Consider the following 14,828-nt stretch of genomic DNA (forward strand, 5'->3'; position numbering starts at 1 on the left):
TTCGCTTTGTTATTAGTTAATTATTACCAACCACTATATTCACTGCTTGCATCCGTCCAACCTTCATTCTGAACCAATCCACCATTAGACAAAGAAACTTCAGTCTCTGGTATCTTAAAGAAACCTGCAGTAGCATTGTATCGGGCTGCATATCCACCAGCATGTGGTGTATTTTTAGCAGATGATCCTAAATAATAAACAGGCTGATTTGTCTGTTTTTCAAGGGCAGCAGCAGCAATGTGCCAACGACGTATATCATTCCATCTTACACCTTCAAAAGCTAACTCCCAACGGCGTTCATTCTGTAAGGCTTCCAAAGAATAAGAACCTATAGGATCCAAGCCTGCACGTTCTCGTACTCTATTAATACCCGACACATCCTCTTTTAACTCAGATTGCATCAACAGAACATCAGCAAAACGAATCAAAACTAAATCATGAATATTACCTGTTTGCATCAAGTTATCGTTCTGCCATCCATTTTCACCATACATTAAATATTCAAAAACAGGAGTATATTGAAGAGTTCCACTTTCATCTGTATATTGTGCTGACACTGACGATTGCTTCTTTTCATAGTAATCTGTTTCTTGAACAAAATCAGCCCATCCACCATATGTGTAAGCCGGCAAATCTTTTACATTCTGAACAGAAGCTTCACGACGCATATCATCCGACTCTGCTGAACTCCAGTCGTTCACTAAATTTGGAGCAACAGGACCAGCTCCCCATCCTTGACCAAATGGGAATGTTTTCGAATAATCCTGTCCACCTCGCATACCAAAATGCAATGCATATCCATTTGCATAACCGATTGTAGTCTGCCAACTAGCAAGTTTATTAAATTTGATAGCAAACATAGACTCAGGGTTTACAGCAGCATCGTCTTCAACCCACTTTAATCCCTGTCCTTTCGTATAATTATAATCTTCTACTGTACAACGGTTGGTATAGGCCCATAAATTACGATAATCTGGGACTAATGAATATCCAGAATTATCAACACAGTCATCGATATAACCAATTACTTCATTCTTTGTCAATGCAGTACCGTCAGGCAAAGCCACTTCTGAAAGAGGATTATATGTGGTACTAGTCAGTGCAGCTAAGTCGTCACCATTACCATACATTCCGGTATAAAACAACCATGCACGTCCTAACATAGCCTCAGCCGCATATTTATCCACATGTCCATCAGTCTTACGAACAGCAGGCATTGTTGCAGCAGCATCTCGTAAATCCATCAGAATCTGTCCCCACAAAGCAGCAGCTGCTGGTTGAGACGGCTCAGCCTCTTCTGTTGAAAGAACCAAAGGTACACGACCATACTGAGAAGCCAGCTCATAATAGAAGAAAGCACGCATAAATTTAGCTTCACCTACTACCTGATTTCTCTCACTTTCCTCTAGCTCCATATTTTCCACACCTTCCAATAATGCATTGGCACGGTTGATACCCTGATAACGATCACTCCAGAACTGATGTGTCATATCTGTTTGGTAGTTCAAAAGCAAATCCATTGCTTGCATTAATTTATCATTTGTACCACCACCACCTAAATTATCATCACTTGCCAACATTGACAAATAGAAGAATGACATTTGTGGATTAGCACAAACCAAACTTAAGTTTTGATAAATACCCGCAAGTGCCTGAGAAGCATCACTAGATGTAACAGGGAAATTTTCAGGTGTTTTCTCCACATAGTTCACAGCATCAAGAGTACACGATGTTACTCCTCCCAAACCTAGGAGCGCTGCAGCTAATATATTTATAAACTTTTTCATCGTATTATTCATAATTAAAATTTAACATTAACACCAAACATATAAGTTCTAGGCTGAGGATAGTTACCAACATCAACTCCTGTAACCCAAGGCTCATTACTATTTAAAGCCATACCATTTTCTGGATCCATACCTTTATATCCAGTAATAGTAAATAAATTCTGGGCTGTAAAGTAAACTCGTAACTGCTGAAGTGGACAAGTTTTCCAAACACGTTTCACATCATATCCTATTGTCAAATTCTGCAAACGCACATAATCTGCATCTTCTACATAAATATCTGAAATATTCTGCCAGTTTGGACCTGCATTACCCGGAGTCAAAAGTGGATAGCGATCAGATGTTCCTTCGCCATGCCAGTAATCATATACCTCTGTAGTATAATTTTCATATTGACCATCTGTAAATTTACGATAAGAGCGAGCAACCTGCTGTCCGAAAGCTCCATAAGCAGAAATTGAAAGATCAAAACCTTTATATGCAGCATTTAAATTCAATCCCATTGTAATATCTGGATGCGGATTTCCCAAATCTGTCTTATCATCTGAGTTGATAACTCCATCACCATTTACATCCACAAATTTCAAATCACCCGGTTTAATTGAAGTTCCCTGCAAAGAATTAGCAACATTTCCTCCACAATTCTGGTTCAAATAAGCCTGAACGTCATCCATATTTTGCATTACACCGTCAGTCTTATATCCATAGAAGTATCCGATTGGATGTCCTTCTTTCATACGGGCCATAAAACCAGTATTCTGAGAAAGGTTATCATTACCTCCTTCTACATAGCCAGAACCATTATTAACCTCTATAACTTCATTTTTGTTATGTGACAAATTAAAGTTTGCTCCATAAGTAAAATCATCACCAACACTATCGTTCCAACCTAAAGAGATCTCAATACCTTTATTCTCGATACTACCGGCATTTGCTGCTTTTGTTGTAAATCCATTGATAGAAGAAACCGGAACATTGATCAACAAGTCTTTTGTTTTCTTACTATACCAATCAAATGTAAAGCTCAATTTTCCGCCCAAGAAACGAGTATCAACACCAATATTGGTCTGTTCAGAAGTTTCCCAAGTCAAATCAGTGTTCGAAAGACGAGTAGGATAACCTCCCTGAGTAGCAGAGTTCTTATCACTACCAAACGGATACTGTCCTAAGTCACCGAACGAATAAGTTGCCAGATACTGGAAAGCACCAATATTCTCATTACCATTCTGTCCCCAGCTTGCACGCAACTTCAAGAAATCAAGCCAGTTTGTTGTACTTTGCATAAACTGTTCGTTCGAGATAACCCAACCAGCAGAGAAAGAAGGGAAATATCCCCAGCGGTGTCCATCCGCAAAGTTAGAAGAACCATCACCACGCATAATTGCGGTAAACATATACCGTTCTTTATAATCGTAGTTGACACGACCGAAGTATGACAATATAGAGTGATCGTCTACCGGATAGCCTCCTACTGTTGCAAGTCCTGTACGTCCTGTAAAGTTATCAAAATAAGCATGAGAAAAATCTGTGAAGACATTACCTTTAGCTATTGCCTCCAATGTTTCAGCCATATTATTACCTTCACGAGAGTACTCTGTACCAACCAATACATCAAAGTGGTGTTCTTTTGGAAGATCAAATTTATAGTTCAAGGTATTGGTAACTCCCCAGTTCCATCCTATTGTCATATTTTCAGACAATGTACTTTGGTCAGCAGCATTACCTTGATCATTTATCTTGTATTCACCAGTATATCCTTTCCACAAACTTGAATACTGTTTATAATACGCCTGTGATCTATAAGTCAAATTTTTAATTGGTTGTACTTCAAAATAAGCAACCGCATTCAAGTTGAAGTTTTTACTCTTGTTGTTTCCACTTTGAGTATTGACTATTTCAGCAACAGGATTGCTTGTATATGAGTTATAAGCAAACCAACCATCTGTACCTGAGTTCTTCAAATCATCATACATAAAGTAATCACCATTTGCATTATATACAGGTACGCACGGATTTGCACGTAACATAGTAGATATGGCATTACTATATTGATTACCAATCTGAATACCTTGTGTCTGAGCATGCTGATAATACAGGTTCTGACCAAACTTGATCACATCTCTATCATCTGTTTTATAAATAATGTGCTCAGAATTTAAACGAAAAGTAAAACGACGATAATCAGATTTTGCTATATTTCCTATGACACCGTCCTGATACTGATAACCAAATCCTGTAGAGAATTTTGAAAGTTCAGAACCACCTGAGATATTCAATGCATGAGAAGTAGTTATTGCATTGTCATTGATAATCTGATCCAACCAGTTTGTTCCTTCATTTGCTCCACTTTGATAATCTGCCAATAAATCAGCATCTATATATTTTGACCAGTCATAAGGATTACCTCCATTATTATAAGCTACCTGACCCTGAACAGCCATATATTCTTTAGCATTCAGCAAGTCTGGTTTTTTATATACATTCTGCCAACCTACATTTGCATCATAAGTCACAGTAACCTTTCCAGCTTTACCCTGCTTAGTAGTAACCATGATAACACCATTAGCTGCACGAGCTCCATAAATAGCACACGAAGCTGCATCTTTCAAGACATCAATACGTTCAATATCAGCAGGGTTTAACGCATTAATATCACCTCCGGCAACACCATCAATAATATAAAGCGGATTAGTAGAACTATTAGTACCAGCACCACGAATACTGATTTTATACCCATCACCCGGTTTACCTGAAGTAGCCTGAATATTTACACCAGGGCTTTGGTTCTGCAAAGCTCCCAATGCACTAATCGTATTTCTTTTTGCTACATCATCACCCTTTACTTCAACAGTAGCACCTGTTACGAGTTTCTTTTTCTGAACACCATAACCAACTACGACAACTTCTTCCAAAGTTTCTGTATCTTCCTTCAATACAACATTGAAAGATGTCTGTTCTCCAACAGTTACCTCTTGACTATTATAACCAATAAAAGAGATTTGTAATATAGCACCAGCAGGAACAGTTAAAGTAAAATTACCATCAATGTCAGTAATTGTACCATTCGTTGTTCCTTTTACCAAGACATTAGCACCGATCACTGGAATTCCATTAGAATCAACAATCGTACCAGAAATAGACTTTGTCTGTTGAGCAGCAATCATAGTTCCTGTTGATGCAGACAATGTCCCTGGAAAACCTGCAACCATTACTGATAAGCAAGTTCCTGCAACCAATACAGTTCTTTTTGCATGTTTGTTCATAACATCATATTTTTTAAAGTTTTCAAGTATTTTTATTACTCTATATAAAGACTTGTATCATATATCTTCAATGCAAAGTTACAGAATACGCAATCTATATTCCGATATAATTTTATCATAAAATTATAACTTGTTACAATTTTATTTCTTCAATTATAAATTAGTTTTGCATAAAAAATACGAAGCAAAAATAGGCATTTACATTAGAACAAAAGGGGTAAATATGTTTTCAATCAGGGTATAGTTTGTATAAATACTACCTGATTATGATATATTTTTCAGATTTCAATTGTTACCTAATACTCTATTAGCCTGTTTTATTAAAGTGATAGTTGTACTATCCGATGCAAATACAGAATTCAGCCCCTGCTGCTCCTGAGCAGGATCGCCAGTATAATCGTCTCCAGGTTTCCAATATTCATATTCTTCAGAAGGATTAGCAAAGCCTCCCCATCCCCAGAAATTACAACCCGCAAACAAAGTGTGAGATGAAGCATTATCTAATACCAAATCGAATATATATTTATAATAAGCATCTCGTGCTTTCACTGACGACGATTTACTGAATTGAAAATTATCTCTAGGATATCCAAATTCTTCCATTACCAAAGGCTTCTGATACTTCTTTGCAACTGCAAGATGTTCGTCGATATACACTTTCGAATTCTGTTTTGCTTTTTCCAGATTCTCCTGCAAACTATCTTTCGGAGCCCATCCCCAATTGTATGGCCAGATATGAATATTCATATAATCCACATTAGCATCTGCATGAATTTTTTCGAATAAGTCCATATCCATCTCACAGCCCCATTTACCTTCGCTTCCGGTAGAAACCAGGTGATTGGGATCAAGAGATTTGATCAAGGCAGCAGCCTTACCCATCCAATTGGCAAAATTCTGTTTATATTCTGGTAAGAAAGCGCGAGGTTCATTACCTATCTGCCATGACATAATAGTCGGATCGTCTATATAACGCACATTTGTATAACGGTTGGTACGGGTTATTACATCCTTTACATAATTTGCATAAAGAGCTTGGGCACTGTCCGAGCATACAAACTGACCGGCAAAATTCATATAAGCCGCATACCCATCAACTGCTGGCTGTGGTGCTTTTCCATAACCAGCCCATTGCAGATACTGTCCATATCCTCCACTCCATTCCCATGAATTATTCAGATAAAGCACAGCCAGCATATCACGCTTTGCCATTTCAGCAAGCAGATAGTCAAGTCCTGCAAAAATAGTATCATTGTAAACTCCTGGAGCAACCTGAAGCGTAGGTTCTACTTTAGCAGCTACTCCTCGCTCGCCATCAGAACCAACCAGTATACGTAAATTATCAATGCCAATACTTTTTAATGAATCAAGCTCGCGACATAGACGCACACGGTTACCTCCTTCGCCTTCTGAGCCTAATATTGCACCATACCAAAAGTTAGTACCAATGTAATAATAAGGCTTTCCATTACGGATAAACTGTCCGTTCTCTACTCGTACAAAATTATTCTCTTTCTGATTTTTCGACATTGTGGTACACGACACAATAACCACAAGTGACATTAACAACAAAAAAAAGTTCTGCTTCCGCATATCTATTAGATTTATTTCAACAATGCAAAAGTAAGAAGAAACTATCTAGAAATATGATATAATTTTATCCAATAATTCACAACATTGCAGATAGTCTAATTACTTACATCTACTCTATGTCCTATAAATCTCCCGAATACTTTCAAATAAATAGTGCCGATAATTCAGAGAATTACCGGCACAAAAACCATTATCCTTTCAACCTTACCTAAAAAAACACTTTATCTATAAACAACATATCTTATTTTACCAATAACACTTCTTTTACAATACGCCCCCACTCCTTCAAATCCTCACTTTTCCACCCAGTATCAGGTGCTGAAGGATAAAGCATCGAGCAAGTTTCGTCTTTGTCAGCTATTGACCAGGCAGCCCAGCTGACAGCATGTTCTTTCATCCACGCCTGCCATTTATTCCATTCCTCCAAATCTATATTTCCATCTCCGCTTGCTTCCATGCCGGCACATTCGGAAACAAAAAGAGGAAGTCCTTTTTCCAACGCATAATCGGCACGCTCACGCAACGAAGTTTTATGAGTAGCAGCATAAAAATGCAGTGTATACATTATATTATGTACATTCTTTATTGGATCATCAGCAGCCAGATGTACATCCTGATCCCAATGAGGAGTACCCACCAGAATCAATGCCTCCTTATCGACGGCACGAATACAAGCAATAACGTCCTCTGAATATTTTTTCACATCAGCCCAGGTATCCTTTACCGGTTCGTTGAATATTTCATAAATAACATTGGGAACACCTTTATAGCGAGCGGTTATCTGACTAAAAAACTCTTTCGCCTCTTCTGTATGTAACCCATGGCTATGCCAGTCTATAATGACATACACATCATTAGCGATAGCAGCATCGGCAACAGCCGTCACACATTTCAACGCCTTCTCCGGATTGCTTAGATAAGCCCCTTCGGGCTCTACTCCCATAGCGGCACGAATCAGCGTACAATTCCATTGCTCTTTCAGCGTTTTCACAGCCGAAGCATTATAAAAGCGAGGCCACCAGTTATGCCAGCCCATACTGACTCCTTTCAATACGACCTTTTCGCCTTTTTCGTTTACAAGAAAGGTTCCTTTTACAGACAAACGTTCCACAGCTGCACTAGCATTTACACTACCATATAAAAACATCAGGCAGCACAATACACAAACTTGCAGAATAGAAAAGACGCTTTTAATCATGTTTCGGTCCATAGCATTTCAAATTAAAAATCCATTCGATTAACACTTGCAAAAGTAGACTATCATAAAATAAAAAAGCAATACTATTTTATCTGATTGTTGCATTTCTATCACAAACCGCTTTTTATTACCTTATTTATATACGCTAACAGCGATAGTTCATCTTACCATAACATTGACAATAAAAAAGCGATGTTTCTTTTACAGACATTAGTCTTGAAAGGAAACACCGCTTTACTTACCATACTAGTTTTATCAAATAATTGTACGTTTCTTCCGATAATCATCCCTGAACTCTTTCGGAGAACAATTCTTCTTTTTCTTAAAGATACGGTTAAAGTTGGAAAGATTGTTGAAACCGCACTCATAGCAGATTTCAGCAATCGCCATCGTAGAATCTACCAGTAAACGGGTAGCATGCCCCAAACGTAAATCAATAATGTAATCTGACAGGTTCTTTCCGGTACGCAACTTGAAAAAACGGCTGAACGAAACTTCTGTCATACCTACCATATCAGCAAGCAGACCTAGTCTGATTTCCTCCTGATAATGTTTTCCAATATAATCCTGTACTTTCTGTACTCTCCGGCTGTCTGAGTGCACTTCGATTTTTGCAAACGAAGAACTAGACAACGTACGTGCCTGATCTGTAAAAAGGGAAAGTTCATACAGCAAGGTCAGAAAATGCACTACTGCATAAAAACCTTTCATTTCCGGAAGCTTGTCTATCAGTGCATACACTTTCATCACCGCATCCATTGGAAAACATAAGCCGTATTGCGCCTTGTCGAGCATCTTTCGAATCATATCAAACTGATTGGCATCTATCAGTCCACTCAAAAAAGCGGGTACAAACTGAATGGTTATTTCCCGGATATTTGATGACGAACAGGTATTTTGCTCCCAAACGTGTTCCAGGTCCGGACTTGTTATCAGCACTAAATCGTAATCGCCTATAACCTCTGCCGAATCACCCACCACACGGCGCACTCCAGGCGCATGTTCTACAAAATTCAATTCAAACTCTTTATGCGAATGCATCGGATAGGTAAACTCTTTCTTATGCCGGTCGGCTATATAAAAACAGTCCTTGTCCGAAAGTGGAGTTATTTCGCGTATAAAATTTTCATTTACCAGTTTTTCCATAGCATTTGTTTTCATTATCACAAATATACATAATAAAATGACAAAACCATAAAACCGAAGAAAAAACGTGTTCACGTTTATAGAAAAACATGCTGATATTTTCAAAGAAATATGCTGATATCTTCAGAAAAACATGCTGATATTTTTTTATTTTCTGTACAAACTTTTATCACCTGTTCCCGATAATATTTTATCTTACTTCCACCTTTCTATCAAAATAAGATAAAACCATATCAGTCTGTTCATAAAATAATTACTATTTTTGCAAATGAGTTAATAACTGCATAAACCGATTATCAAAAAGATGAAAAGCATGAAAGTAAAAAACAAAATCTATCTGCTGGCAGGATTCTCTTTACTTGCTGGAAACATGTGGGCACAAAACATTTGCATTTCTACCCCAAACACTTCGCTTGTTCTGAATGCACCAACCGGTGGTGAGCTGAAGTATCTTTATTATGGAAACAAGTTAAATGAAACTGATTTACAGAATATCAACGGGGGCAAGAACTGCGACCATACAGCTTATCCGACTTATGGTATGAACTGCCCTGGAGAAACTGCACTGGCTGTCAGACATGGTGATGGAAACATGTCAACACAAATGGAAGTGGTAAGCGTAAGTACTGATAAAGAGAATCAGGCTACACTAACCACTGTACGTCTGAAAGATAAGGTATATCCTTTCTATATAGATGTACGCTATAAAGCCTACGAAGATGTAGACATGATAGAAACATGGACTGAAATAAGCCACACAGAGAAAAAACCTGTTTACCTGACACAATTTGCATCTGCCTACTTGCCAATCCGCAGAGGAAACGTATGGCTTTCACATTTATCAGGTTCATGGGCTAACGAAGGTCAGCTTACCCAAGAGCCTTTACAACCGGGCATGACAATTATCAAGAACAAAGACGGTGCACGCAATTCACACACATCGCACGCGGAAGTGATGTTTTCACTCGATGGCGCTCCTCAGGAAAATAAAGGACGTGTTATCGGAGCTGCACTTTGTTACTCGGGAAACTACAAACTGAGAATAGATACTGACGACAGCGACTACCATCAGTTTTATGCAGGTATCAACGAAGAGAACTCTTCGTATACACTTCCTAAAGGAACTGTATTTCAGACTCCTGCCGTTGCTCTTACATACAGCAACGAAGGTCTGAGCGGTGCGAGCCGTAACTTCCATAAATGGGGAAGAACGTATAAGCTGGCACATGGTAACACCGTACGCGACATTCTGCTGAACAGCTGGGAAGGTGTATATTTCGATATTAACCAGAAGGGCATGGACCAGATGATGGGTGACATTGCTTCAATGGGAGGTGAACTTTTCGTAATGGACGACGGATGGTTCGGCGACAAATATCCGCGTAAGAACGACAGTTCTTCACTAGGTGACTGGGTAGTAGACAAGAACAAGCTGCCTGAAGGCATTGAGGGATTGATAAGAGACGCCAAGAAACACGGAATCAAGTTTGGTATCTGGATTGAGCCTGAAATGGCAAACACAACCAGCGAACTGTATGAAAAGCATCCTGAATGGATACTGAAAGCCCCTCAGCGTGATCCGGTACTAGGACGTGGAGGTACACAAGTAGTACTTGACCTGGCTAATCCGGAAGTACAAGATTTTGTATTTAAAGTTGTAGACGACTTGATGACAAATTACCCTGAAATAGCTTATATCAAATGGGATGCAAACATGCCAATCATGAATCATGGCTCCAACTATCTGCCTGCGGATAAACAAAGCCATATGTATATAGAATTCCACAAAGGATTCGAAAAAATATGCCAGCGCATCCGTGCCAAATACCCAGATTTGACTATTCAAGCATGTGCAAGCGGTGGCGGACGTGCCAACTATGGTATTCTTCCCTATTTTGATGAATTTTGGGTGAGCGACAATACCGATGCACTTCAGCGCGTATATATGCAATGGGGAACATCGTACTTCTTCCCTGCTATTGCCATGGCTTCACACATCAGCGCAGCTCCTAATCATCAGACTTTCCGTACCATTCCATTAAAATACCGTATTGATGTGGCAATGAGCGGACGACTGGGTATGGAAATTCAGCCCAAGAATATGACCGATGAAGAAAAGGACTTGTGCCGCAAGGCTATAGCTGACTACAAGAAGATTCGCCCGATTGTACAGTTGGGAGATATTTACCGCCTCATCTCACCTTACGACCGTTTGGGAGTAGCTTCGCTGATGTATACCAGCCCTGAAAAAGATAAGGCCGTATTCTACTGGTGGAAAACAGAACATTTCGTCAACCAGCATTTGCCTCGCGTGACAATGGCAGGACTTAATCCTGACAAAAAGTACCGCATCACAGAACTGAACCGCATAGACAATCAACCGCTTGCCTTTGAAGGGAAGGTATACAGTGGTGCTTATCTGATGGCGAACGGACTGGAAATACCTTACAACCATATCGTTGATTATCACAAACAGAATGATTATTCCAGCAGAGTCTTGTATTTGGAAGAAGTAAAATAAGTCTGTAAATTAAGTAAAAATAAAGGCTGTTTCAGAGGTTTTAGGTCTGAAACAGCCTTTTTCGTTCATCAGAATTTCCAATCTGATATGCTATCCAGGACCTTTCATTTACTCAACAGACAAAATGTACAGCATATTTTTTCATATGCCGGTTCCCAACCTCAAAGATCTAATCATTTTAAGTTCTTCACACTGTGGAAATAATACAATCCAACAGATTATTTTCTATAACAGCCCTCAGCCATAACCCATAGTTGTCGTATATGTCCAATGACCTGTCAATGTTCATTTAAACCCAAAAAACATATATGACATAGAAAACAATAAAAGAGCCATATCAAACTCCATTTCGGAATATTGACATGGCTCTTTTAGAATAAATAAGTTTTATAATTTATTCCCAATTATCTGTGCGGAACGGATATAAAGGAAGTTCACGAAGATTTGCAACATTTCCCGGCTGGGAATCTCGGAAACAATAACGTACAGCAACGGGCTGTGCAACCTTATCACAAGTCACCTTTATCTGCAAATTATTAAAGACCTCAGCTTTTGCCGGATAAAAGACCTTGTCACTTCCTGCAACCTCAAATCCTTCCATATCAGACAAACGGTTAAATCCTTCTTCTGCATGATCGAATGACAAGATAGCTGCACCATCCTTTACCTCCATCGATTTGTAAACCGGTCCGTAAGCTTCTATACCCGGAACATGATAAGTCTTATTCAGTGCCATATAGGCAAGACGTTTTCCTACATCAGTTTTATTTTTAGGATGAACATTTTTTATTTCATAAGGTTCTACCAAATCGTTTGTAGAAATCATTCCACTGTTTGGAATGATAGACTGTGCCTGGAACTGTGCTTCGCGAAGCAATGCACATCCTGTAGTTTCTGTAGAATTGAATGGAGCTATCTCTACATAATAGAACGGCAACTCACCCAATCCCCACTCTTTACGCCAGAGTTCGACCATTGTTTTCAAACGTTCAGCATACGTCTTATGTTTACCTACGTTCGATTCTCCCTGGTACCACAAAAATCCCTTAATAGTATAATTCTGCAAAGGTTTCAGCATACCGTTGTACATCAATGTCGGACTCAGATAATGCCACCAGTCGTGTCCGTCTTCCTTACGGATATCACGTTTCAAGTCAATATCGGGATATTGAGAAACAATCTCACGAGGCAACCATCCTTCTACCATCGAACCTCCCCAGCTACAGTTGATAATACCAATTGGAATATCCAGTACCTGATTCATCATCATCGCAAAGTTAAAGGCTGTCGCGCTGAATGCCGGAGCATTTTCCGGATTACTAACTTTCCAGCTTCCTTTACATTCGTCGACAGGCTGCAATTGTCCGTTCTTTTCAACAGTAGCTACACGGATTCCTTTCCACTTTGATGAAGTAGCGATCGTTTCATTAGCTCCTGCTATCGGACAATTCCAGAAGCCTCTCAACGGCATCTCCATATTCGACTGACCAGAACAGAACCATACTTCTCCTACCAGTACATTATTCAAAATGATTTCTTCACCATCGGAAATAGAAATGGTGTAAGCGTTGTAACTTGCCGTAGGAGTCTTAATCTTTGCAATCCACTTTCCGTCTGCACCGGCAGTAACCTTGTATGTTTCACGATTCCACGACGGACGGATTGTAACTTCGGCATTTGCATTGGCTTTTCCCCACAAACAGGCTTCCGTCTGTTGCTGCAAAACCATATTGTCACTCATAATATCAGGCAATGTAACTTTTGCCCATGCCCCAGCCTGCATCATCAGCAGACAGGCACTGATAATCCATTTTTTCATATCTTCAATATTTTAAAGTAATTCTTTCAGTTTACCATTTCATCAGTTTTTTAAGGAAGGCGGTCAGCTCTGAAGCCATCTTCTGATGCTGTCGCATGGAAGGGTGGTAACTAGCACCTATCCCCAGCGAACCTGTTTGAGGCGACATATCAAAACGATATACCTCTTTATCTCCCTGACTGTTCATTTCACCCACTACGGTATCCATTGCTTTCTTTACATCATCCAATGGTTTTCCATTCATCATGGAACCTGTCAGCAATACCAGTTTAGCATGAGGATAGACAGCACGGAGCTTTTTCACAAAACTGCGATATCCCTCAGTCAGCAGATTCATGTCATAATTGTCGAGACTTGTATCATTTGTTCCCAAATTAATACATACCACATCCGGTGTATAAAGCGTATGATCCCATAACTCTGTAGAGTCTGTAAAAAGGACCTGTTCGTACATGGCAGGCATACAGTCCTTACTGCCCGAACGAGGTGCACCGTAGTTACGGTATACACCGATTCCGGAACGGGCCACTACCAGATGCTGGGCTTTCAATGCTCTTGCCGTACGGGCTGCATATGTATAAAAATGATTTTCTGTTTCATAGGTAAACGGATCAGAAGGATTTTCTGATTCTACTCCATAACCGCAAGTAATGGAATTACCGATAAATTCAATTCGACGTTCAGGTAACACCGGAGCCTCGGCCAGTCTGCATCCTTTATCTAAATAAAAGCCCTTGAATGCTGGCTTCAGTTCATATCCTTCTATGGCATACATAATGCGAACACGGTGTGTTCCTTCCGGTAATCCTTCTGCTAACGTCTGGATCGAATCGTTTTCAGCGAAGTTAATCCGATAAGGCAATTCATCGTCAACTTCTACCATAAACGCTCCGCTTCCCGGTTTTGCTTTCATCTGTAAGGATGTTCCTTCAAAGTTTGCCAGTATACTGACTCCCGGATAAGTAAAACGGACAATATGAGGAATACTCCGGCTAATTCTTCCCATATAAACGATGCGTGAATCATCTGAGGATATAAATTCTTTATCACACTGACGGATTTCGGCTGAAACCGGAGAAGTAAATCCGGCTATGAATCCGTACAGCAATAAACCATACAAATAGTTTTTGTTTTTCATATATCATAGTATTTTCTGCAAATATAGCACATCTAACCCAAGAGCGTTTGATACTTTATTATCTAATATCTGTCAAATTTAAGATCTATTCACTCTGTTTCGGATTATTTGCTTACTGATATGGTACTTTTTTTACCCTTTCTTATAACCATAAACTTCTCTTTTTCTATCCTTTTTCGAATGACAATGTTCGTCAGTAAGATCTACAACAAAAAACTTGTCAACTAAATAATATAAGCAAATAGGAAAAGATAAAATCTACGAGTTTGTACATAAGCCGTTGCAACGGTTAGAAATTCTGCAATGATTCGGTAATGAAAAATGTCAAGACTACAGTTTATAACATAAAAAAAGTCTACAAAT

The 14,828-nt window shown here is 39.2% G+C and carries 8 protein-coding genes; 1 reads left to right on the top strand and 7 read right to left on the bottom strand.

Features of this window, described 5'->3' with window-relative positions; genetic code table 11:
* Window positions 1–23: 23 nt before the first annotated feature.
* From ACDG22_RS13335 to ACDG22_RS13355, 5 genes are all read right to left on the bottom strand, one after another.
* Window positions 24–1,787, bottom strand: coding sequence for a RagB/SusD family nutrient uptake outer membrane protein (locus tag ACDG22_RS13335; RefSeq protein WP_370858921.1), 1,764 nt, complete (start codon window positions 1,785–1,787; stop codon window positions 24–26).
* Window positions 1,788–1,801: 14 nt separating this feature from the next.
* Complete coding sequence (locus tag ACDG22_RS13340; protein ID WP_302559074.1) at window positions 1,802–5,050, bottom strand: SusC/RagA family TonB-linked outer membrane protein; 3,249 nt, start codon at window positions 5,048–5,050, stop codon at window positions 1,802–1,804.
* Between the two features lie 285 nt (window positions 5,051–5,335).
* Window positions 5,336–6,643: a glycoside hydrolase 5 family protein gene (locus ACDG22_RS13345; RefSeq protein ID WP_302452103.1), complete on the bottom strand. Its 1,308-nt coding sequence runs from the start codon at window positions 6,641–6,643 to the stop codon at window positions 5,336–5,338.
* 241 nt (window positions 6,644–6,884) lie between these two features.
* Complete coding sequence (locus ACDG22_RS13350) at window positions 6,885–7,790, bottom strand: glycoside hydrolase family 5 protein (protein ID WP_370859004.1); 906 nt, start codon at window positions 7,788–7,790, stop codon at window positions 6,885–6,887.
* A 306-nt stretch (window positions 7,791–8,096) separates the two neighbouring features.
* Complete coding sequence (locus ACDG22_RS13355) at window positions 8,097–8,987, bottom strand: AraC family transcriptional regulator (protein WP_040311992.1); 891 nt, start codon at window positions 8,985–8,987, stop codon at window positions 8,097–8,099.
* Window positions 8,988–9,300: 313 nt separating this feature from the next.
* On the opposite strand from ACDG22_RS13355, the gene ACDG22_RS13360 reads away from it, so the two are divergent.
* A complete protein-coding gene (locus ACDG22_RS13360; protein ID WP_270668820.1) occupies window positions 9,301–11,508 on the top strand; it encodes an alpha-galactosidase in 2,208 nt (735 codons plus the stop codon).
* A gap of 394 nt (window positions 11,509–11,902) precedes the next feature.
* Here ACDG22_RS13360 and ACDG22_RS13365 read toward each other — a convergent pair whose 3' ends face one another.
* Both ACDG22_RS13365 and ACDG22_RS13370 read right to left on the bottom strand, forming a co-directional pair.
* Window positions 11,903–13,327 carry a sialate O-acetylesterase gene (locus ACDG22_RS13365; protein WP_270668821.1) on the bottom strand — a complete coding sequence of 475 codons (1,425 nt, stop codon included), beginning with the start codon at window positions 13,325–13,327 and terminating at the stop codon, window positions 11,903–11,905.
* A gap of 31 nt (window positions 13,328–13,358) precedes the next feature.
* A complete protein-coding gene (locus tag ACDG22_RS13370; RefSeq protein ID WP_270668822.1) occupies window positions 13,359–14,465 on the bottom strand; it encodes an SGNH/GDSL hydrolase family protein in 1,107 nt (368 codons plus the stop codon).
* Window positions 14,466–14,828: the final 363 nt, after the last annotated feature.

It is taken from the genome of Phocaeicola coprocola (assembly GCF_041333015.1).
Lineage (GTDB): Bacteria > Bacteroidota > Bacteroidia > Bacteroidales > Bacteroidaceae > Phocaeicola > Phocaeicola coprocola.

What these genes read in the sequence shown, in the direction of transcription:
- ACDG22_RS13335 (WP_370858921.1), bottom strand. Translation starts at nt 1,787, where the DNA reads ATGAAAAAGTTTATAAATATATTAGCTGCAGCGCTCCTAGGTTTGGGA.
- ACDG22_RS13345 (WP_302452103.1), bottom strand. Translation starts at nt 6,643, where the DNA reads ATGCGGAAGCAGAACTTTTTTTTGTTGTTAATGTCACTTGTGGTTATT.
- ACDG22_RS13340 (WP_302559074.1), bottom strand. Translation starts at nt 5,050, where the DNA reads ATGAACAAACATGCAAAAAGAACTGTATTGGTTGCAGGAACTTGCTTA.
- ACDG22_RS13365 (WP_270668821.1), bottom strand. Translation starts at nt 13,327, where the DNA reads ATGAAAAAATGGATTATCAGTGCCTGTCTGCTGATGATGCAGGCTGGG.
- ACDG22_RS13355 (WP_040311992.1), bottom strand. Translation starts at nt 8,987, where the DNA reads ATGGAAAAACTGGTAAATGAAAATTTTATACGCGAAATAACTCCACTT.
- ACDG22_RS13350 (WP_370859004.1), bottom strand. Translation starts at nt 7,790, where the DNA reads ATGTTTTTATATGGTAGTGTAAATGCTAGTGCAGCTGTGGAACGTTTG.
- ACDG22_RS13370 (WP_270668822.1), bottom strand. Translation starts at nt 14,465, where the DNA reads ATGAAAAACAAAAACTATTTGTATGGTTTATTGCTGTACGGATTCATA.
- ACDG22_RS13360 (WP_270668820.1), top strand. Translation starts at nt 9,301, where the DNA reads ATGAAAGTAAAAAACAAAATCTATCTGCTGGCAGGATTCTCTTTACTT.